Origin of the sequence: Streptomyces sp. NPDC051051 (assembly GCF_040682975.1) — a bacterium.
In the GTDB taxonomy this organism is placed as follows: Bacteria; Actinomycetota; Actinomycetes; order Streptomycetales; family Streptomycetaceae; genus Streptomyces.
Genome location: NZ_JBFBCB010000053.1, coordinates 19,418 through 41,820, shown reverse-complemented (window position 1 = coordinate 41,820; position 22,403 = coordinate 19,418). Strand labels below are relative to the sequence as shown.

The window sequence follows — 22,403 nt, the reverse complement described above, 5'->3', positions numbered from 1 at the left end:
CGGCGCCCGCCCTCGGGCGAGTCGGCCGCGTCGCGGGCATCCCGTGTCAGCACGACATCCCGGAGAGGACGAACACGTTGGGAATCGGGGACCGAGGTCTGCTCGACTGGCTGGACGACGCGTCCGCCGAACGCGGCCTGTACTACGCGAACCGCGGCGACGGCTGGGACTTCTGGCCCTACCGTGATCTGCGGGACCTGGTGCTGCGCACCGCCGCGGCCCTGCGGGTCCGGGGCGTCGGGGACGGTGACGTGGTGGCGCTGGTGCAGCGCTCCGGTCCCGGCTTCGTCGCGACCTTCTTCGGCGCGCTGGCCGCGGGCGCCACGCCCTGCACCATCGCCCCGCCGTTCGCCTTCCAGCGGGCCGACGACTACGAGCGGCACGCTGCGCACCTGCTCACCACCGTCGGGCCCCGGACCACCGTCTGCGACGAGGAGTCGCAGGAACGCCTCCGCAAGATCGCCGCCGTGACCGGCCTGCCGGAACCGGTGGTCTTCGGCGAACTCGTGGCCGACGCGGAACCGTTGGACGGCCCGCTGCCCCTGCCGGAGACCGCGCTGGTGCAGTTCACCTCGGGCTCCAGCGGCTTCTCCCGGGGCGTGCGGATCTCCGCCGAGGCCCTGCGCACCAACCTCGCAGGGATGGGCCGCTGGCTGGGCTGTGCCCCGGAGCGTCCGGCGATCAGCTGGCTGCCGGTCCACCACGACATGGGCCTGGTCGGCTTCCTGCTCAACGTCGTCGTCACCGGCTTCGACGGACACATGCTCCAGCCGGACGACTTCATCCGCTCCCCGCAGCGCTATCTGCGGCGGATCAGCGAGCAGCGGATCGTCATGACGGCCATGCCCAACTTCGGTCTCTCCTACATCCTGCGCCGCGTCCGCCCGGCCGACCTCGAGGGCCTGCGGTTCGACTCGCTGCGCTGCGTCATCATCGGCGCCGAACGCATCGACCCGCGCGTGCTGGACGACTTCCACGCCCTGCTCGGCCCGTACGGCCTCGATCGCGGCGCCCTGCTGCCCGCGTACGGCAGCGCGGAGGCGACCCTCGCCGTGACCGGGCTGGCACCCGGTGAGGGCTGGTCGACGCGCGAGCCGGACGAGGGCGACGCCGGCGCACTCGCCGGCACGGTGGTGGTCGGCTGCGGCCGGCCGCTCGAGGACCGTACGGTGACCATCGTCTCCGACGACGGGGACGAGGTGCCGGACGGACAGGTCGGCGAGATCGTCGTCAGCGGCGTGTCCATCGCCGACGGTTACGTCGGTGACGCCGGCACCGCCTCGGGCACCGGCATCGGCGACCGGCTGCGGACCGGTGACGCGGGATTCCTGCGCGACGGGCAGCTGTTCGTGATCGGCCGGCTCGGTGACGGGCTGAAGGTCAGCGGCAAGATGGTGTTCGCCGAGAGCCTGGAGACGCTGCTGCACCAGCGCGGCATTCCCGAGCGCCGGGTCGCAGTGCTGCTCGGGGTCCGCGACGGCACGCCGACCGGCGTGGCCGTCTTCGCGGGTGTCCAGGAAGGCTGGCGGGGCGCCGCCCACGAGGTGCTGTCCGAGTGGCTGGGTGACGCCGAACTCCTCGCCGTCGAGGTCCCGCGCGGCGGTATCGCCGTCACCTCCAGCGGCAAGCCCAGACGCCGGGTGATCTGGAAGGCGCTGTGCGACGGGGCGTACGAGGACACCGTCCGGCCGCTGACGGCCGAGGACGACTGACGCGGGGAAACGGCGGTCGGGGGCGGCGGCAGACGGTTCGTCCGCCGCCGCGTTCGCGCTCGCCGTGCCGGCCGGTTCGGTGGCGTCCGGGTGTTGGCCGGGCCCGGACGGTTCGTCCGTGGGACACGGCCGGTGCTCCGCGTGACGGCTGGCCCGCCGGTACGGCCCTCGCCGAGGTACGGGCTTACGGTGGGCCACGGAACACGCCTGGCGACACGACCGCCCGCCCCGGACCGTGCCGGGGGCGTGTCCCGGCGTGGCGGCCGGCGGCTCAGCGGACCGCGGCCATCGTCTCCGCCCGCACCAGGTTCTCCGCGATCAGCAGTTCCTTCACCTTGTCCGACAGCATGCCCAGCTGCCGCAGCACGTGGATGACCTGCTGGAACAGCAGCTGCCGGTACGTGGCCATCATCGGGTTGGCCCGCGCGAACCGCACGCCCGTCTCCACGTCCAGGTCCATGCGCTCCCACAGCTCCCGCAGCATGAACCGGCGAGACATCAACCGGATCGCCTCCAGCAGGAAGTCCTCCCGGTCACGCAGTTCCGCCGAGGTCGCCTGCGCGTACATGCCGTTGAGCGCGGTGACGCCGAAGGCGATGTGCCGGGCCTCGTCGGCCGCGACCATCCGCGTGATCTGCCGGATCAACGGGTCGCCGAAGCCGCTGCTGGCCAGCCGCAGCCCGGTGATGGCCAGGCCCTCCATGACCACCTGCATGCCGAGGTAGACGATGTCCCAGCGGGACTCCGACAGCACGTCGTGCAGCAGGGTCCCGAGGCCCGGGTTGACCGGGTACACCACGCCCAGCTTCTCGTTCATGTAGCGCGCGAACGCCTCCACGTGCCGCGCCTCGTCGGCGACCTGGGAGGCGGCGTAGGTCTTGGCGTCCATGTCGGGCACGGTCTCGACGAGCCGGGCCGTGGTCACCAGCGCGCCCTGCTCCCCGTGGAGGAACTGGCTGCACATCCAAGCCTGGTACTCCCACCGGAACTGCGTGAGGAGCTCCGGTGGCACCGGGCTGCCCTCGCCGATCACGAACGACGCGAGCTTCGCGCCGTTCTCCTCGGTGAGCTGGGAACCGAAGCGGACGTCGTGGTCCCAGTCGATGTCGGTGGTGGCGTTCCACTGGGAGGCCTTGTTCTTCTCGTACAGGCTCCACACACGGCTGTCACGCTTGCCGTAGTCCCAGTTCAGACAGGCCCGGGTGAGGTTCTCCACCTCCATCAGGTCCGCCTTGACGGATTCCAGGGTGAAGAACGTCGGGTCGGCTGCCTCGTCAGGAAGGGCGGTCATCGTGAAGGAGATCCCCTCGGGGCACAAGAGTAGGAGTGTCCCGACGATCCTCGTCACCGGATGTCCCGCGGGCCAGGCAGACGCCGGGCAACTGGGCGGCAGAGGTGTTGCCGGTCGGTGTGCCTGGCACCGTTGCCATCGGCCGCCCCACCATCGTCCCCGCGGGCCACAACCCGGACAACGCCGGCCGACGAAGGAGCGGGATGCGAACCGATGCCGCTGCACGACCCTCCCACCCCGCGCACACTCCGACGCGCGGTGCGGGCAGTCCGTGGATCGTCGGCCGGGTGACGGCACCCGACGTCCGCCTGAGGCTGATCTGTCTGCCGCAGGCCGGGGGAAGCGCCGCGTCGTTCGCGCCCTGGCGGCTCGCCCCGCCGCCGGGCGTGGAGCTGGCCACGGTGGAACTGCCCGGCCGGGGCGTCCGCAGCGCCGAGCCGCTCCCCGACACCCTGGAGGAGCTGGCCGACGCCGTGCTCGACGGCATAGCCGGTGAACTCCGCGCTCCGTACGCCTTCTTCGGCCACAGCTTCGGCGCACTGATCGGCTACGAACTCGCCGTCCGCGTCCGCCGCAGCGGCCTCACCCCGCCCGCCGCGCTGCTGGTCTCCGCCTCCCGCGCCCCGCACACCCGGGTGCTCCGGCGGGTCACCGACCGCGACGACGAGGGACTGCTCAGCTGGCTGGAGGGGTTCGGCGGCTTCCCGCCCGAACTGCACCGCTACCCGGCGTACCTGCGGTACGCCGTGCGTACGATCCGCCGCGACCTGGTACTGACCGAGGCGTACACGGCCCCCGGCCCCGCGCCGGTCGGCTGCCCCCTGCACGTGTTCGGCGGCACCGACGACCCCCTGGTGAGCCCGCAACGGCTGGAGGGCTGGCGGGAGTGCGCCGACGACGAGTTCACGCTCCGGCTGCTGCCCGGCGGCCACGACTACCTGTTCACCCACGCCAGACCCACGCTCGACGCCCTCGGGCGGACGCTCGGCCAGCTCGTCCGGTCGGCTCCCCTTTCCTGACCCACCGACCACACCCCACCCGGGCGAGCGCGTCGCCGTGCGCGCCGCCGACCGCTTCCGGGAAGACCTCACAGTGAAGACCAACGCCGCCCCGCAGGACCGTCGGCCGTCGCAGCCGACGCCGCCCTCGCAGCCGACGCCGCAGAGCACTGTCCCGTCCCCGATCGAGGCCGCGCTGCCGCTCACCCCGCTGCAGGAAGGCATGCTCTTCCACGCCCTGTACGACCCGGAGGGCGCGGACGTCTACACCGTCCAGGCGCCCTTCGAACTGACCGGCCCTCTCGACGCCGACGCGCTCAGGGCCGCGTGCGCGGACACGCTCGCCCGGCACATCGCGCTGCGGGCCGGTTTCCGCGAGCGCGCCGGCGGACAGCCCGTGCAGCTGATCCGCCGCACCGCGACCATGTCCTGGACCTCGCTCGACCTCGCGGGCGAAGAGGACTCCGTCCGCGTCGAGAAGCTGGTCGCCTTCCTGGAGGACGAGCGGCGCCGGCGCTTCGACATGGCGGACCCGCCACTGATCCGCTTCGCGCTCGTCCGGCTCGCCGCGGACCGGCACGCGTTCGTCCTGACGTACCACCACATCCTGCTCGACGGCTGGTCGGTGCCGCTGGTGCTGGAGGACCTGTTCACCCGGTACCACCACCACGCCGCGGGCGCCGGCACCATCACCGGCGCCCCCTTCACCCCCCTCACCGACTACCTGCGCTGGTTGTCCCGGCAGGACCGTGCCGCCGCCGAGCGGGCCTGGAGCGAGGCGCTGGCCGGACTGGCCGAACCGACGCTCGTCGCACCCGTCGCCGGCGAGGCCGGCGACGGAACGCTGCCCGGACTGGTCCGCGTCACCCTGCCCGAGGACACCAGCCGCGCGCTGGAGCAGGCCGCGCGCCGACACGGCCTCACCCTCAACTCCGTCGTCCAGGGCGCCTGGGCGCTGCTGCTGGCGCTGCTCACCGGGCGCGACGACGTGGTGTTCGGGCAGACCGTGCACGGCCGCCCGGCCGGCCTGCCCGGCGCCGACCGGATCGTGGGCCTTCTGATGAACACCGTGCCCGTGCGGGTGCGGATCGACCCCTCGGAACCGCTGGCCACGCTCTTCGCGCGGATCCAGGACGAGCAGCTCGCCCTCGCCCCGCACCAGCACCTCGGACTGACCGAGGTGCGGCGTCTGGCGGGCCTCGGCCCGCTGTTCGACACCGCGGCCAGCTTCGGCGACGCCCCCCTGGGCTGGGACACCCTGCGCGACGCCGTCCCCGGCCTGCGCGTCGCCCCCTTGCTGGAGGCCGAGGGGGAGAACCCGGCCGCCGGAGCCGACACCGACGCCCCCGGCGGGCAGGAGATCACCGGCACCACGCACTACCCGCTCAGCGTCGTCGCCCTCGCCGGCCCCCGGCTGACCCTCCACCTCAGCTACCGCCGGGACCTGTTCGACGACGACCGCATGGAGCTGGTCGGCTCCCGGCTGCGGCTGCTGCTCGACGGCTTCGCACAGGACCCCTCGACCCCCGTCGCCCGTCTGCCCCTGCTGACCGACCAGGAACACCGGAAGGTGCTCGACGGGTGGGGCCGCGGATCCGGGGCGGTCCCCGAGCCGGCCCCGCTGACCCGGCGGTTCGCGGAGCAGGCGCGCACCACCCCCGACGCCCCGGCCGTCACCGACGCCGAACGCACCCTCACCTACCGTGAGCTGGACGACGCGGCCGGCCGGCTGGCCCGGCTCCTGACCGAACGGGGCGTCACCCGCGGCGACCTGGTGGCCGTCGTCCTGCCGCGCGGCACCGAACTGGTCGTGGCACTGCTCGCCGCACTGAAGGCCGGCGCCGGATACGTGCCGGTCGACCCCGGCCACCCGGCGGAACGCATCGCCTTCCTGCTAGACGACTCCGCACCCGCCGCCGTGGTCTGCGCCGACGCCGGCCACCCCGCCCTCGCCGGCCGTCCCTCGACGGTCCCGCTCGGTGACCCGGCCGTCCGGACGGCCCTGGCCGCGTTCGACGGGCCCGCCCCCGATGCTGAAATGCGGCCCGAGGACACGGCCTACGTCATCTACACCTCCGGCTCGACCGGCCGCCCCAAGGGCGTGGTCGTCGAGCACCGCACGGTCGACGGCTACCTCGCCTTCGCCCGCGCCGCCTACCCCGGACTGGCCGACCGGGCGCTGGTGCACTCACCGCCGTCGTTCGACCTCACGGTCACCGGCATTCTCGGCCCCCTGACCGCGGGCGGCCTGGTCCACGTCGCCGACCTGATCGACGTCGACGCCCCGGCCGGCGCCGGGACCCGGCCGCCCGCATTCGTCAAGGCCACCCCCAGCCACCTGCCGGTGCTCGTGGCATCCTCCGACGCCCACTCGCCCACCGGGCAACTCGTCCTCGGCGGCGAGCAGCTGACCGGCGAGGCACTGGCCGAGTGGCGCGCGGGCCACCCCGACGTGACGGTCGTCAACGAGTACGGTCCCACCGAGGCGACCGTCGGCTGCATGGAGTACCGCCTGGCGCCCGGCGACCCGCTGCCCCGGGGCGCGGTGCCCATCGGCGGTCCCGTGCCCGCCGCACGGCTCTACGTCCTCGATCCCTGGCTGCGCCCGGTCCCGCCGGGGGTGCCCGGCGAGCTGTACATCGGCGGCGAGGTCCTGGCCCGGGGCTACGCCCGCCGCCCCGGCCTCACCGCCGCCCGCTTCGTCGCCGACCCGTTCGGGGAGCCGGGCGCCCGGATGTACCGTACCGGCGACCTCGCGTGGTGGCGGCCCGACGGCATCATGGTCTACGCCGGACGCACCGACGACCAGGTCAAGATCCGCGGCCACCGGGTCGAACTCGGCGAGGTCGAGGCCGTGATCGGCACCGACCCCGCGGTCGCCCAAGCGGCCGCGGCCGTGCGCGAGGACCGGCGCGGCACCCCCCGCCTGGTCGCGTACGTGGTGCCCGGCTCCGGGGGCGACCTGGCCGGCTTGGCCGACCGCGTCGCCGAACGGCTGCCCGCCTACATGGTGCCCTCGTCCTTCGTCCCGATGACCGAGCTCCCGCTCACCCCCCACGAGAAGGTCGATCGCGCCGCACTGCCCGCACCCGAGCACGCCCCGAAGCCCGAGCAGCCCGCGAAGGCGGAGCCGGCGTCCGTTGCGGGTTCCGTGCCGGGCGGTGACGGGCCCGCGTCGTTGTTGGCGGGTTTGTTCGGTCAGGTGCTGGGGCTGGAGGCGGTGGGGGTCGAGGACGACTTCTTCGGTCTCGGCGGTGATTCGATCACGGTGATCCAGTTGGTGGCGAGGGCGCGTGAGGCGGGCGTGCGGCTGACGCCGAAGCAGGTGTTCACGCACCGCACGGCCGCCGCCCTGGCCGCCTTCCTGGGAGATGTCGCGCCCGCGAAGGCGGAACCGGCGTCCGCTCCGGGCGACGACCGGGCCGCGTCGTCGTTGGCGGGTTTGTTCGGTCAGGTGCTGGGGCTGGAGGCGGTGGGGGTCGAGGACGACTTCTTCGGTCTCGGCGGTGATTCGATCACGGTGATCCAGTTGGTGGCGAGGGCGCGTGAGGCGGGCGTGCGGCTGACGCCGAAGCAGGTGTTCACGCACCGCACGGCCGCCGCCCTGGCCGCCTTCCTGGCGGACGCCGCGCCCGCGAAGACCGAACCGGAGCGCACGGCCGCCGGCCCGCGACCCGCCCCGGCCACCACCGCCCCGGCCACCACCGCCCCGGCCACCACCGCCCCGGCCTCCGCCGGCGCGTGGCCCGACGCCGCCACCGTCGTTCCCGCCACGCCCATGATGCGACGCCTGCGCGAACACGGCGGCGGCTACGACGCCTTCCACCAGTCCACTCTGCTGAGCGTCCCGCCCGCCCTCGGCATCGACCGGCTGCGCGTCGCCGTGGCCGCCGTCCTGGCCCGCCACCAGGCACTGCGCGGACGGCTGAGCGAGGACGGCTCCCTCGCTGTGTACCCCGCCCCGGACACCGCGCCCCCGGGCACCGTACGGCGGGTCGATGTCTCCACCCAGGCAGACTCCGACGAGGAACTGCGCAGCCGGATCGCCGCCTGCGCCGCCGAGGACGCCGACGCCCTCGCCCCGCGCGACGGCGCCGTGCTGCGGGCCACCTGGTTCGACGCGGGCCAGGCGAGGCCGGGACGACTGCTCGTCACCGTCCACCACCTCGCCGTCGACGCGGTGTCCTGGCACATCGTGCTCATGGACCTCTACACCGCCTGGAACGCCGCCGTGTCCGGCGCCCCCGTGCGGCTCGACTCCGTGCCGCTGCCGCTCGCCGAGTGGAGCGGCGCGCTGCACCGGGCGGCGCACGGAGCGGACATCCTCGCCGAGTTGCCGCACTGGCAGCGGACCCTGGACTCCGACGGCCTCGTCCTGACCGACGCGCGCCTGTCGCCCTCCCGGGACATCCAGGCCACCGCCGGCGAGCTGCGCCGTACCCTGCCCGAGGACCTGACCGGACAACTGCTCGCCACGGTGCCCACCGCGCTCGGCGCCCGCACGAACGAGGTGCTGCTCACCGCCCTCGCCCTCGCCGTGGCCGCCCGGCACCGCTCGGGCCCCGGCGGCAGCTCCGTCGTGATCGATGTCGAGGGCCACGGCCGCGAGCCGCTCGAGCAGGATGCCGACCTGTCGGAAACCGTCGGCTGGCTCACCTCCCTGTACCCCGTCCGCCTCGACCCGGGCATCCCCGGCTGGAGCCCCGACGGCGCCGACCCCGCGTCCGACGACCGCCTCGCCGAGGCCGTGCGCCGGGTCACGGCCCAGCTCGGCCGGGTACCGCGGCACGGCCTCGGCTACGGCCTGCTGCGCCACCTCAACCCCGGTACGGCGGCCGGCCTGACCAGCCTCCCGACGCCCCAACTGTGCTTCAACTACCTGGGCCGACAGAACGGTTCGGCGTCCGGGGACGAGGACTGGAGCGTCGCGCCCGAGTCCGGTGTCCTGCCGCTCGGCGCCGACCCGCGGATGCCGCTGACCCACGTCGTCGAGGTCGACGCCGCGGTCGAGGAGGGACCGGACGGGCCCCGGCTCGTCGCCCACTGGCGATGGGCCCGGCGCCTGCTGACCGACTCCGAGGCGGCGGAACTGGCGGACTTGTGGGTCGCGGCCCTGCGCGCCCTCGGCGTCCACGCCACCGCGCGGCCTGCCCGGGCCGCACTGGACGACGCCGCCGAGCGGTTCAGGCTGGCCGCCCGCATCGGCAGCCCCGTCGAGGAACTCCTGCCCATGACACCCACCCAGGAGGGCCTGCTCTTCCACGCCCGCTACGCCGCCGAGGACCTCGACGCCTACACCGTGCGGATCGCGATGGAGACCGAGGGCCCGCTGGACGTCGAACGGTTCCGGCAGGCGTGCGACGCACTGCTGCGCCGCCACCCGATGCTCCGTGCCGCCTTCCTCCAGCGGCGCTCGGGCGAGCCGGTGCAGGCCGTGGCGGAACACGTCCGGATGCCGTGGCGGGTCCACGACCTGACCGGGCTGGGCGGTCCGGAGCAGGACGCCCGCCGCGCCGAGCTGCTGGACGCCGACCGGCACCACCGCTTCGACCCCGCCGTACCGCCGCTGATGCGCTGCACCGTGCTCACGCTCGCCGAGGACCGGCACGAACTGGTCCTGAGCATGCACCACCTGCTCGCCGACGGCTGGTCCACGTCCCTGCTGCTGCGCGACCTCCTGGCACTCTTCGACGGCAACGGCGACGCCGGGGACCTGCCCGCTCCCGGACGCTACCGCGACCACCTGGACTGGCTCGCCGCACAGGACCGGGACGAGGCGCGCACCGCCTGGGCCGAGGCCCTGGCCGGCCTGCCCGGGCCCACCCTGGTGAGCCCCGGCCGCGACACCGCCCGCGTGCGGAGCCTGCCGAGGACCCTCACCGTCGAGCTGTCCGAGGCGGACACCGCCGCACTGCTGGACGCGGCCCGCGGCCACGGCGTCACTACCAACACCCTGCTCCGCGCGGTGTGGGCGCTATGCCTGCACGACCTGACCGGGCGGCGGGACCTGGTCTTCGGCGCCGTGGTCTCCGGCCGGGAGGCCGATCTGCCGGACGTCGCCGAGACGGTCGGCATGTTCGTCAACACCGTGCCGGTCCGGGTCCGCCTGGACGCCGACGAGCCGGTGACGGACCTGCTGCGCCGCCTGCAGGGCGAGCAGGCCGTGCTGCTGCCCCACCTGCACCTCGCCCTGGCCGAGGTGCAGCGGGTCGTGGGACGGGGCCCGCTGTTCGACAGCTGCGTGGTCTTCGAGAATTTCCCGCTGGCCCAGGCCCTCCCGAGCCCCGACGACGGTCTGCGCCTGACCGGGCTGGCGGGCCACGACCCGTACCACTACCCGCTGAAGCTCATGGTCGCGCCCGGCAGCCGGCTCCGGCTGGAGATCGGCCACCGCGCCGACCTCCTCGACGAGGGGACCGGCGAGCGGGCCGCCGCCCGGATGCACGAGCTGCTGATCACCCTGCCGTCGGCGCTCTCCGCACCGACCGGGCGCTTTCTCCGCCCCCGTGCCCCCTCCGTCGCCGACCTACAGCTCCTGTGCGAGCTGGCCGCCGGCGTCCTCGGGCGCACGGCCGTCGGCGCCGACGACGACGTGTTCGACCTCGGTTGCGACTCACTGACCGCGCTGCGCCTGGTCGGCCGCGTCGAGGCCGAACTGGACGTGGCCCTCGACGTCTCGGCCGTCTTCCGCCACCGCACACCCAGGGCCCTCGCCGTCATGCTCGCCGCACGGCGGGCCGGCGCCGAGACCGCACCACCGACCGGGAGAACGACATGACCAACCCCTTCGACAACGAGGACGGCGTGTTCCACGTGCTCGTCAACGGCGAACGCCAGCACTGCATCTGGCCCGCCTTCGCCCTGGTGCCGCCCGGCTGGGACGTCGTCCTGGCCGACAGCGACCGGCAGACCTGCCTGGACCACATCGAGCAGAACTGGACCGACATGCGTCCGGCGAGCCTCGCCGACGCGTGACCCGTCCGCCGACGTACATACCGCCACGCCCCTCCCGCACAGACAGGTGACCGCACCCATGCAGAACGACTCCATGGTCGTCAACTCCTGGAACGAATGGGACCCGCTCGAGGAGATGGTCGTCGGCTCGGCCGACAACGCCTGCTTCGAGCCCACTGAGCCAGCCAGCCGACCCGCTGTCCGCAACGCCCCCGGCACGCCCTTCCCGACCGGCCCGAAGTCCAAGGAGGCGATCGACCTGGCCAACGAGGAACTCGAAGGGCTCGTCCGCCTGCTGGAGTCCCAGGGCGTCACGGTCCGCCGCCCCGCCCCGCACGACTTCTCCCGCTCGGTCACCACTCCCGACTTCGAGGCCGAGAACCAGTACTGCTCGGTCTGCCCGCGGGACGTGATGATCACTCTCGGCAACGAGATCGTCGAGGCCACGATGTCGCGCCGGGCCCGCTACTTCGAGTACCAGCCGTACCGCAAACTGGTCTACGAGTACTGGAATGCCGACCCGCGCGTGCTGTGGACCACCGCTCCCAAGCCCTCGATGGCGGACGGCATGTACCGCGATACCTTCTGGGACTGGCCGCTCGAGGAACGGCACGAGCGCATGCACGCCTTCGAGTTCTGCGTCACCCAGGACGAGGTCGTCTTCGACGCCGCCGACATGAGCCGGCTCGGCCGGGACATCCTCGTGCAGGAGTCGATGACCACCAACCGGGCGGGCATCCGCTGGCTCAGGCAGCACCTGGAGCCGCGCGGCTTCCGCGTCCACACCGTGCACTTCCCGCTGGACTTCTTCCCCTCCCACATCGACTGCACTTTCGTGCCGCTGCGTCCCGGCCTGATCCTGACCAACCCCGAGCGCCCGCTGCGCGACGGCGAGGAGAAGATGTTCCTCGCCAACGACTGGGAACTCGTCGAGGCCCCGCAGCCGGTGCTGACCAACGACGAGATGCCGCAGTACTGCCAGTCCTCCAAGTGGCTGTCGATGAACGTGCTCAGCATCTCCCCGACAAAGGTCGTCTGCGAGGAGAACGAGAAGCCCCTCCAGGACCTGCTGTCAGGCCTCGGCTTCGAGGTCTTCACGGTGCCCTTCCGGCACGTCTTCGAGTACGGCGGCTCCCTGCACTGCGCCACCTGGGACGTCCGTCGCACGGGCACCCGTGAGGACTACTTCCCGAACCTCGACTACACCCCTCTGGTCTGACACGCGGCCACGGGCCCCGTCCGCGGCGGTGGGTGGGACCCGTGGTGCGGGGAGCGGGGCTACGCTTTCGCGCGGGTGCGGCCCAGGCGGAAAAGCGACCGGAAGCCTTCGGTCCCGGCCAGAAACCCCAGAAAAGTCCCAGAGACGCCGCCACACCCCTCCCGACCCTGAATTTGTGCACGTCAGGTGGGGTTTGGCGGCATTGATTCCGAGGGCTTTCAGATGTCCCGGAAGATCTCGATCTGCGCCCCGATCGAGTTCAGCCGCTCGGCCAGGTCCTCGTAACCCCGGTTGATGACGTAGACGTTGCGCAGCACGGAGGTGCCCTCCGCCGCCATCATCGCCAGCAGGACGACCACCGCGGGCCGCAGGGCCGGCGGGCACATCATCTCGGCGGCGCGCCAGCGGGTGGGGCCCTCGACCAGGACCCGGTGCGGGTCGAGGAGCTGCAGCCGGCCGCCGAGGCGGTTGAGGTCGGTCAGGTAGATCGCGCGGTTGTCGTAGACCCAGTCGTGGATGAGGGTCTTGCCCTGGGCGACGGCCGCGATGGCCGCGAAGAACGGCACGTTGTCGATGTTCAGGCCGGGGAACGGCATCGGGTGGATCTTGTCGATCGGCGCCTCCAGCTTGGAGGGCCGCACGGTCAGGTCGACCAGGCGGGTACGGCCGTTGTCCGCGAAGTACTCGGGCGTGCGGTCGTGGTCGAGGCCCATCTCCTCCAGGACCGCCAGCTCGATCTCCAGGAACTCGATCGGCACCCGGCGCACCGTCAGCTCCGACTCGGTCACCACCGCCGCGGCCAGCAGGCTCATCGCCTCGACCGGGTCCTCGGAGGGGGAGTAGTCCACGTCGACGTCGATGTCCGGCACGCCGTGCACGGTGAGCGTGGTGGTGCCGATGCCCTCGACCCCGACGCCGAGCGCCTCCAGGAAGAAGCAGAGGTCCTGGACCATGTAGTTGGAGGAGGCGTTGCGGATGACGGTCACCCCGTCGTGCCGGGCGGCGGCCAGCAGCGCGTTCTCGGTGACGGTGTCCCCGCGCTCGGTCAGCACGATCGGACGGTCCGGGCGGACGGCGCGGTCGACGACGGCGTGGTACTGCCCCTCCGTCGCGGCGATGTCCAGCCCGAACCGGCGCAGCGCGATCATGTGCGGCTCGATGGTCCGGGTCCCGAGGTCGCAGCCGCCGGCGTACGGCAGCATGAAGCGGTCCGTGCGGTGCAGCAGCGGGCCGAGGAACATGATGATCGAGCGGGTGCGCACGGCGGCCTCGGCGTCGATGGCCGCCATGTCCAGTTCGGCCGGCGGCACGATCTCCAGGTCGACGCCCTCGTTGATCCAGCGCGTCCGGACGCCGATCGAGTTCAGCACCTCCAGGAGGCGGTAGACCTCCTCGATGCGGGCGACCCGGCGCAGCACCGTGCGCCCCCGGTTCAGCAGCGAGGCGCACAGCAGTGCCACGCACGCGTTCTTGCTCGTCTTCACGTCGATGGCGCCGGACAGCCGTCGGCCGCCCACGACGCGCAGGTGCATCGGCCCCGCGTAGCCCAGTGAGACGATCTCACTGTCCAGGGCTTCACCGATTCGAGCGATCATCTCAAGGCTGATGTTTTGGTTCCCGCGCTCGATGCGGTTGACGGCGCTCTGGCTGGTTCCGAGAGCCTCGGCCAGTTGCGCCTGTGTCCAGCCACGGTGCTGCCGGGCGTCACGGATGAGCCTGCCGATGCGTACGAGGTAGTCGTCTGCCATGAGGCTGAGATTATCTCAGATATGAGATCGCGCCTCTTGGGGGGTCTGTTCGGGTGACGCCCCGTCAACGTCGCTTGGCGGTACGCGTACGACGCCACCCGAAAGGTCCGGGCAAATCCATCGATGTCGTACGACGTCCGGTGCTGCTGTGGGTGTGGCGCGGGCCGTGCGAGCCGCCGCCGGTGGTGATGGACCACGAATGCCGGTTGATGTTCAGGCGCACCCCCGGAAGGATGCGGAAGCTCTTGCGGAAGGTGAGGGGCATCGGGGGCCTCCTTCTCGTCGGTACGTCGGGAGCGCTCCGCGGGTGTGCCGGGAACGCTCCGCCTCCGTCTACCCCCGCTCGGCCGGGGCATGGTCCTCGCGCCGCCCGGCTGACGCACCGGCAGTTGACGCACCGCCGGGCGTCCGGCGGTGCGGGGCGCGGCGTGCGGCCCGGCGGTCGCCCTCGTCGGGGGACGCGGGTCCGGACGGTCGCCGCATCGGTGGACGGCCGCCGCTCCCGCCGGGGCGTCGCCGCTCGTCGCCCCGCCGCCCCGGCGCAGATGTCGGGAAGGTTCCGTGGCGTGACGGGCCCGGGCATGACCAACCAGCCCTCATGTACTAGAGTTATCTCGACATCGAGATATCTGCCGAGGCGCACTGCAGCCGCCACCCGAGTAAGGGTGACCTAACTTAGCCTGTCCTAAGCGGATCGGCCAAGTCGGTGTGGCGGCAGGATGCGGTGGTACGCGCACATCAATGAAGGAGACTGTCGTGTCGGCGAACAGCTTCGACGCCCGCAGCACGCTGCAGGTGGGCGACGAGTCGTACGAGATCTTCCGGCTGGACAAGGTCGAGGGCTCCGCGCGCCTTCCCTACAGCCTGAAGGTGCTGCTGGAGAACCTGCTCCGCACGGAGGACGGCGCGAACATCACCGCCGACCACATCCGCGCCCTCGGCGACTGGGACTCGCAGGCCCAGCCCTCCCAGGAGATCCAGTTCACGCCGGCCCGCGTGATCATGCAGGACTTCACCGGCGTGCCCTGTGTCGTCGACCTCGCCACCATGCGTGAGGCCGTCAAGGAGCTCGGCGGCGACCCGGCGAAGGTCAACCCGCTCTCCCCGGCCGAGCTGGTCATCGACCACTCCGTCATCGCCGACAAGTTCGGCACCAGCGAGGCCTTCGCGCAGAACGTCGAGCTGGAGTACGGCCGCAACAAGGAGCGCTACCAGTTCCTGCGCTGGGGCCAGACCGCCTTCGACGACTTCAAGGTCGTCCCGCCGGGCACCGGCATCGTCCACCAGGTGAACATCGAGCACCTGGCGCGCACGGTCATGGTCCGAGGCGGCCAGGCCTACCCCGACACCCTGGTCGGCACCGACTCGCACACCACCATGGTCAACGGCCTCGGCGTCCTCGGCTGGGGCGTCGGCGGCATCGAGGCCGAGGCCGCGATGCTCGGCCAGCCGGTCTCCATGCTCATCCCGCGCGTCGTCGGCTTCAAGCTGACCGGCGAGCTGCCGGCCGGCACCACCGCCACCGACCTGGTCCTCACGATCACCGAGATGCTGCGCAAGCACGGCGTCGTCGGCAAGTTCGTCGAGTTCTACGGCGAGGGCGTCGCCGCCACCTCCCTGGCGAACCGCGCCACCATCGGCAACATGTCGCCGGAGTTCGGCTCCACCGCCGCGATCTTCCCGATCGACGACGAGACCCTGAAGTACCTCAAGCTCACCGGCCGCTCCGAGCAGCAGGTCGCGCTCGTCGAGGCGTACGCCAAGGAGCAGGGCCTCTGGCTGGACCCGAAGGCCGAGCCGGACTTCTCCGAGAAGCTCGAGCTGGACCTGTCCACCGTCGTCCCCTCGATCGCCGGCCCGAAGCGCCCGCAGGACCGCATCGTCCTCGCCGAGGCCGCCCGGCAGTTCGCCAAGGACGTCCTCAACTACGTCGAGGCGCCCACCGTCCAGGCCGGCACCGCCGCCTCCCCGGTGGACGAGGCGAGCGCCGAGTCCTTCCCGGCCTCCGACGCCCCGGCCTACGGCAGCCAGGAGAACGGCGCCGGCGCGCCGCAGCACGCCGAAGGCACCGGTGCCGCCGTCCCGTCCAACCCGGTCACCGTGACCGCCCCCGACGGTTCGACGTACGAGATCGACCACGGTGCGGTGACGGTCGCGGCCATCACCTCCTGCACCAACACCTCCAACCCGTACGTCATGGTCGCCGCCGCGCTCGTCGCGAAGAAGGCCGTGGAGAAAGGCCTGACCCGCAAGCCCTGGGTCAAGACCACCCTCGCGCCGGGCTCGAAGGTCGTCACCGACTACTTCGACAAGGCGGGCCTGACCCCGTACCTCGACAAGGTCGGCTTCAACCTCGTCGGCTACGGCTGCACCACCTGCATCGGCAACTCCGGCCCGCTGCCGGAGGAGGTCTCCAAGGCCGTCAACGACCACGACCTCGCGGTCACCTCGGTCCTCTCCGGCAACCGGAACTTCGAGGGCCGGATCAACCCCGACGTCAAGATGAACTACCTGGCCTCCCCGCCGCTGGTCGTCGCGTACGCCCTCGCGGGCTCCATGAAGGTGGACGTCACGCGCGACGCGCTGGGCGCCGACCAGGACGGCAACCCGGTCTACCTGAAGGACATCTGGCCCTCCGAGGCCGAGGTCAACGACGTCGTGGCCAACGCCATCGGCGAGGACATGTTCAACAAGTCCTACCAGGACGTCTTCGCGGGCGACGCCCAGTGGCAGGCGCTGCCGATCCCGACCGGCAACACCTTCGAGTGGGACACCGAGTCGACCTACGTCCGCAAGCCCCCGTACTTCGAGGGCATGACGATGGAGACCACCCCGGTCTCCGACATCACGGGCGCCCGCGTCCTGGCCAAGCTGGGCGACTCGGTCACCACCGACCACATCTCCCCGGCCGGCGCCATCAAGGCCGACACCCCGGCCGGCAAGTACCTCACCGAGCACGGTGTGGAGCGTCGTGACTTCAACTCCTACGGCTCCCGCCGAGGCAACCACGAGGTCATGATCCGCGGCACGTTCGCCAACATCCGCCTGCGCAACCAGATCGCGCCGGGCACCGAGGGCGGCTACACCCGCGACTTCACCCGGTCCGATGAAGGTGCACCGGTGTCGTTCATCTACGACGCCTCCCGCAACTACATCGAGCAGGGCATCCCGCTGGTCGTCCTGGCCGGCAAGGAGTACGGCTCCGGCTCGTCCCGCGACTGGGCCGCCAAGGGCACCGCGCTCCTCGGCGTCAAGGCCGTCATCGCCGAGTCGTACGAGCGCATCCACCGCTCGAACCTCATCGGCATGGGCGTCCTGCCGCTGCAGTTCCCCGAGGGCGCCTCCGCGGCCTCCCTCGGCCTGACCGGCGAGGAGACCTTCTCCTTCACCGGCGTCGAGGAGCTGAACAACGGCACCACCCCGCGCACGGTCAAGGTCACCACCGACACCGGCGTCGAGTTCGACGCGGTCGTCCGCATCGACACCCCCGGTGAGGCCGACTACTACCGCAACGGCGGCATCATGCAGTACGTGCTGCGCAGCCTGATCCGCAAGTAGTCCGCAAGCAAACGCTCGACCGGCCCGCGGTCCGGCAGGCGTACGAGGGCCGTTCCCCCGGTGACGGGGGTGCGGCCCTCCGTCGTGCCGTGAGCCGCCGCCGACGGTGCCCCCCGGGGGCCGTTGATACGGTCCGGCCATGTCTGAAACACACGGAGCGAGCGGCTCCTCCGCACCCGGCGGATCCGTCACCGCGGCCGACGTCGAGCACGCCGTCCGGCTGGCCGTGGCCACCCTGCGGGGAGCGGAGGCGCCGGACTGGGACGCCAAGGCCGGCAGCCTGGAGTGGGACTGCTGGGAGACCGTCGAGCACCTCGCCGACGACCTGTTCTCCTACGCCGCCCAACTGGGCCCGCGGACCCCGCCTTCGGACACCCACGTGCCGTTCGTGTGGAGCCGGAAGAAGCCGGGCGGTCCGGCCAACGTCGTCTTCGCCGACCGTGCCGCCGGCCCGGCGGGCCTGTTGCAGGTCCTGGAGGCATGCGGCGCACTGCTCGCGGCCGTCGTGCGCACCACACCGCCGACGGTACGGTCGCACCACGTCTTCGGCGCGGCCGACCCGGAGGGCTTCGCCGCGATGGGCGTCGTCGAGACGCTGGTGCACCTGCACGACGTCGCCGAGGGACTCGGCCTCGCCTGGACGCCCGACGCCGCCCTGTGCGACCGGGTGCTGACCCGGCTCTTCCCGGACGCCCCCACGGACACCCCCCGCTGGCCCACCCTCCTGTGGGCCACCGGCCGCGCGGACCTCCCGGACCACCCCCGCCTCACCCGATGGCGCTGGTACGGCGCACCCGCCCACGAACGGCAACGGTGACGCGTCCGTACCCTCGCCCCCGCGTCCTGGCCGGGCCCTCGGTTTCGTGAAGTGACGCCGATTCCGTTTACAAGTCGGCTCTGCGGCGCTACCTTGCGCCACAGGTGAGGTGGGAGCGCTCCCACTCGGTGGACCGGAACCCGCCGGGGGCGCTCCCGCCTCAACCCTCCTCCGCGCACCCGCACCCGCTGCGTCGTCTCCGGCCCGGTGGGCGGCGAGCCGTACGGCCACCGCCCACCGGGCCGCCCGTGATCAGGACAGCAACTCGACCTCCGTGACGACCGCCGGACCGTCGAAGGCCAGCCGGTAGTGCCGGTACGAGGCCGGCCGGGGGACCGAGAACGCCCGGGTCTGCCGGTCCCAGCGGAACGACTCGCCGGTACGCCGGTCCAGGTCCGTCCAGGTCGTGCCGTCGGGCGAGCCCTGGAGCGTCCAGGCCGCCGGCGCGTCGGCCTGCTTCGAGGACGTGAGCGTGTACTGGACGGCCTTCTCGGCGGCGCCGACCGGCAGGTCGACCGCGCCCGAGATCCCGGTCCCCGTCGCCGACGTGTTGTCGAACAGGGGTCCCTCGCCCGCGAGTACGTCCGTGCGCGGGGTGGGCACCTTGTCGTCCTCGGTGATCGACACGGGGGCCGCGCCCTTCCCGCTGCCCCACGCCGAGGGCCGCGGGCCCATGTCGAAGTCGAGGACCGCGCCCTTCGCCAGCAGCGAGTGGGGGAGCGAAGTCGACTTCCACGGGTGGCCGTTGACTCTGAGGCCCTGTACGTAGACGTTCCGGGCGCTGTTGCGCGGTGCCCGGATCACCAGGTCCTCGCCGTTCTCCAGGTGGACGGTGGCCTTCTTGAACAGCGGGGAGCCGACCGCGTACTCGCCGCCGCCCATCACCAGCGGGTAGAAGCCGAGTGCGGAGAAGAGGTACCAGGCCGACTGCTCGCCGTTGTCCTCGTCACCGTGGTAGCCCTGCCCGATCGCGCTGCCGGTGTACAGGCGCCCCAGCGCCTCGCGGACCCTGGCCTGCGCCTTCCAGGGCTGCCCGGCCGCGTCGTACATGTAGATCGCGTGGTGGGCCACCTGGTTGGAGTGCCCGTACATGCCCATCCGCACGTCCCGCGCCTCCGTCATCTCGTGGATGACGCCGCCGTAGGAGCCCACGAAGTCGGGGGAGGCGGTCTCCGGGGTCGCGAAGTAGGTGTCGAGCTTGTGCGCCAGGCCGTCGCGGCCGCCGTAGAGGTTGGCCAGGCCCCTGCTGTCCTGCGGGGCGGTGAAGGCGTAACCCCAGCCGTTGGTCTCGGTGTAGTCGTGGCCCCACACGCGGGGGTCGTAGGCCGACGACCTCACCCGCCAGTCGCCCTTGGCGTCCCGGCCCTGGAAGAAGCCGGCCTCCGCGTCGAACAGGTGCACATAGCCCTGCGCGCGGTTGAGGAAGTACTCCGACTCCTCCTTGTACCGGCGCTCGCCCGTCTTCCTGAACAGCTCCTGTCCCATCCGGGCGATCCCGAAGTCGTTGAGGTAGCCCTCCAGGGCCCAGGACAGGCCCTCGTGGGTGTCGGTGGCGGTGTAGCCGAGGAACGGGGAGGTCGCCATGCCCTTGCGGCCCACGCCGGACGACGGCGGCACCACGGTCGCGTTCTTCACCGCCGCGTCGTACGCCGACTCCGCGTCCAGGTCGACGCCCTTGACGTACGCGTCCGCGAAGGCGACGTCCGACGAGGTGCCGGTCATCAGATCGGCGTACCCCGGGGAGGACCAGCGCGAGGTCCAGCCGCCGTCCTCGTACTGCTGCACGAACCCGTCCGCCAGCTCGGCCGCCCTGGTCGGGGTCAGGAGCGAGTACGCCGGCCAGGTCGTCCGGTAGGTGTCCCAGAAACCGTTGTTGACGTACACCTTGCCGTCCACGATCTTCGCGCCGGTGCGCGTCGGAGTGTCCGGGCCCGGCATCGGCGAGAAGGGCGAGGCGTACTTGTAGGTCGAACCCACCTTCTCGAAACCGGAGTTGGGATACAGGTACAACCGGTACAGGCTGGAGTACAGCGTCGTCAGCTGGTCCGGGGTGGCACCCTCGACCTCCACCGTGCCGAGCAGCTCGTCCCACTGCCGCTGGGCTCGCCGCTCGACCGTCTCGAAGGAGGTTCCCTCCGGGATCTCCTGGCGCAGGTTGTCCCGTGCCTGGTCGACGCCGATCAGGGAGGTCGCCAGGCGCAGGGTGACCGTGCGGTCGGCGCCCGCGTCGAACCGCAGGTACCCCTTCACCCCGCTCGACGCCCCGGCCGTCACCGGCGCGTCGAACTCGCCGTACACGAACAGCCGGGTGGCGCCCGTGGACAGCCCCGACTTCACGTCCGACCAGCCGGTGACGACGCCCTTGCCGGTGTCGAGCGTGAGGCCCGCCTGGTCGGTGACGTTGTCGAAGACGACGCTCGCGTCGTCGCCCGGGTAGGTGAAGCGCAGGGCCGCCGCGTGGTCGGTCGGCGCCATCTCCGCCTTCAGCCCGTTCTCGAACCGCACCCCGTAGGAGTACGGCCGGGCCGTCTCGTTCGCGTGCCGGAACGGCAGCGCCCGCGCCGTCCGTCCGGTGTCCGGGACGCCGGCCGCCGCGGACGGCATCACCTGGAACGTCTGCCGGTCGCCCATCCACGGACTGGGCTCGTGACTCGCGCTGAACGCCTGGATCGTGGGCAGGTTGTCGGCGTTGTTCGCGCGGGAGTAGTCGTAGAGCCAGCCCAGGGTGGACGCGTTGGTCACCGGGGTCCAGAAGTTGAAGCCGTGCGGCACGGCGGTCGCGGGGAAGGTGTTGCCCCGCGAGAAGCTCCCGCTGGAGTTGGTGCCGCGCGTGGTCACCGCGTAGTCCGACAGGTGCGCCTTCGGGGCCTCGGGCGGGGCCGTGCGCAGCGCGACGTCGTCCACCCAGCCCCGGAACCGCGCCGGCCCGCCGGGGGAGTCGTAGGCGAGGAGGATCCGGTCGACGGTCTTCCCGGCCGCCACCGGACCGATCCCCGCGACGACGTCGTTCCACTGGTTGACGTACAGCGACCTGGCCGCGCCCTGCCCGCGGGGCGACAGCGCGAAGCCGTACTGGTCCCTCGCCCCCAGATCGCTCAGGTACGTCCCGTCCGTGAACGCCAGGTCCACCGACACGTTCGTCGCCGCGTAGTCCAGGTCCCCCTCGGCCATAGCCGGGAAGATCCGGTACGCCAGGCGGGTGCGCGCGGAGACCCGCACGTTCACGTCGAAGACCTTGTTGTACGAGTAGCCGCGCCCCTCGGCGGTGTGCCGCCCGGCGTAGCGCAGGGCCCGCAGCCCCGTGAAGCCGGCCCGCGCCCTGGCGGTGGGGGAGCCGCTCGGCCCGCGGTCGACGACGGTCTGCATGTCCGGCGGCACGGGGTCGCCGTCGCCGCCCGTCCCGAACCGCACGTCGGCGAGCTGGAGGATCCCGGCGCCGTGGTTCCTCGTCACCTCCAGCCGGAAGTGCCGGTAGGAGGCCGGTGCGCCGAGCGCGTACGTCCTCGTCTGCAACCGTTTGTCGAAGGACTCGCCGGAGCGGGTGTCGACGGTCGTCCAGTCGCCGCCGTCCGCCGAACCCTTCAGGGTCCAGTCCGCCGGGTCGCGCTCGGCGGCGTCGTTGGCGGACGTCAGCGCGTACGCGGTGACCGCCGCGGGTTCGGGCAGGTCGAACTCCACCCAGCCGGTGGCCTCGAAGGCCAGCCACTTGGTGCCGGCCTCGCCGTCGACGAGGTTCTCCTTCACCTCGCCGCCCGCCGTGTTCTCGGCGCTCGCCCGGACGTCCGTGACCCGGTCGGTCACGTCGCCGGGGAGCCCGCCGCCGTAGCCGCCGTCGACCCCCGACGCCCGTTTCCCACCGCCCGGCGCGGACTCGACGGTGCTCCGCCAGTCGGGGGCCCGCTCACCGTTCTCGAAGGAGGAGGCGAACTCCCGGTCGGGCACCGGCACCCGGTCCGGCAGGGCGACCGCCGCCCCCGGCGCGCCCGCCGCCATGACCAGGGCGGCCGTGCCCACGACCGCCCGTCTCCATCGGATCCACCTCGACCGAGTTCCGAAGCGCTGCATCCGCGAGCACCCTCCCTGCGCCGGACAACGTTGTCTTCTTC

11 protein-coding genes are annotated in these 22,403 nt (G+C 72.3%); 7 read left to right on the top strand and 4 right to left on the bottom strand.

The genetic code is table 11. From position 1 onward, the window contains the following. The first annotated feature begins 77 nt into the window (after positions 1-77). A complete protein-coding gene (locus AB0N31_RS30350; protein WP_366061654.1) occupies positions 78-1,712 on the top strand; it encodes an AMP-binding protein in 1,635 nt (544 codons plus the stop codon). Between the two features lie 271 nt (positions 1,713-1,983). Here AB0N31_RS30350 and AB0N31_RS30345 read toward each other — a convergent pair whose 3' ends face one another. Continuing rightward, the gene (locus AB0N31_RS30345; protein ID WP_366061653.1) at positions 1,984-3,003 is read right to left on the bottom strand and encodes a diiron oxygenase; all 1,020 of its coding nucleotides are present in this window, start codon (positions 3,001-3,003) and stop codon (positions 1,984-1,986) included. A gap of 287 nt (positions 3,004-3,290) precedes the next feature. On the opposite strand from AB0N31_RS30345, the gene AB0N31_RS30340 reads away from it, so the two are divergent. The 4 genes from AB0N31_RS30340 to AB0N31_RS30325 all read left to right on the top strand — a co-directional run bounded on the left by AB0N31_RS30340 (position 3,291) and on the right by AB0N31_RS30325 (position 12,174). Further along, on the top strand, positions 3,291-4,022 hold the full coding sequence (locus AB0N31_RS30340; protein WP_366061652.1) for an alpha/beta fold hydrolase: 732 nt from the start codon (positions 3,291-3,293) through the stop codon (positions 4,020-4,022). A gap of 73 nt (positions 4,023-4,095) precedes the next feature. After that, positions 4,096-10,779, top strand: coding sequence for an amino acid adenylation domain-containing protein (locus AB0N31_RS30335; RefSeq protein ID WP_366061651.1), 6,684 nt, complete (start codon positions 4,096-4,098; stop codon positions 10,777-10,779). Then, positions 10,776-10,976 (top strand): MbtH family protein, encoded by a 201-nt coding sequence (locus tag AB0N31_RS30330; protein ID WP_366061650.1) that lies wholly within the window; start codon positions 10,776-10,778, stop codon positions 10,974-10,976. The genes AB0N31_RS30335 and AB0N31_RS30330 overlap by 4 nt, the downstream gene beginning before the upstream one ends. A 58-nt stretch (positions 10,977-11,034) precedes the next feature. Next, positions 11,035-12,174 (top strand): glycine amidinotransferase, encoded by a 1,140-nt coding sequence (locus AB0N31_RS30325; RefSeq protein ID WP_366061649.1) that lies wholly within the window; start codon positions 11,035-11,037, stop codon positions 12,172-12,174. 218 nt (positions 12,175-12,392) lie between these two features. Here the strand turns inward: AB0N31_RS30325 and AB0N31_RS30320 are convergent, their stop codons facing one another. Both AB0N31_RS30320 and AB0N31_RS30315 read right to left on the bottom strand, forming a co-directional pair. Then, the gene (locus AB0N31_RS30320) at positions 12,393-13,922 is read right to left on the bottom strand and encodes a UDP-N-acetylglucosamine 1-carboxyvinyltransferase (RefSeq protein ID WP_366061648.1); all 1,530 of its coding nucleotides are present in this window, start codon (positions 13,920-13,922) and stop codon (positions 12,393-12,395) included. Positions 13,923-13,986: 64 nt separating this feature from the next. Further along, positions 13,987-14,187 carry a DUF4236 domain-containing protein gene (locus tag AB0N31_RS30315; protein ID WP_351092129.1) on the bottom strand — a complete coding sequence of 67 codons (201 nt, stop codon included), beginning with the start codon at positions 14,185-14,187 and terminating at the stop codon, positions 13,987-13,989. A 491-nt stretch (positions 14,188-14,678) separates the two neighbouring features. Between AB0N31_RS30315 and AB0N31_RS30310 the strand changes: the two genes are divergently transcribed. Together AB0N31_RS30310 and AB0N31_RS30305 are read left to right on the top strand one after the other, a co-directional pair. Further along, the gene (locus AB0N31_RS30310; protein WP_366061647.1) at positions 14,679-17,480 is read left to right on the top strand and encodes an aconitate hydratase; all 2,802 of its coding nucleotides are present in this window, start codon (positions 14,679-14,681) and stop codon (positions 17,478-17,480) included. Between the two features lie 139 nt (positions 17,481-17,619). Then, on the top strand, positions 17,620-18,297 hold the full coding sequence (locus AB0N31_RS30305) for a hypothetical protein (protein WP_366061646.1): 678 nt from the start codon (positions 17,620-17,622) through the stop codon (positions 18,295-18,297). 252 nt (positions 18,298-18,549) lie between these two features. On the opposite strand, the gene AB0N31_RS30300 is transcribed toward AB0N31_RS30305, so the two are convergent. Next, complete coding sequence (locus AB0N31_RS30300; RefSeq protein ID WP_366061658.1) at positions 18,550-22,290, bottom strand: GH92 family glycosyl hydrolase; 3,741 nt, start codon at positions 22,288-22,290, stop codon at positions 18,550-18,552. Positions 22,291-22,403 lie beyond the last annotated feature (113 nt).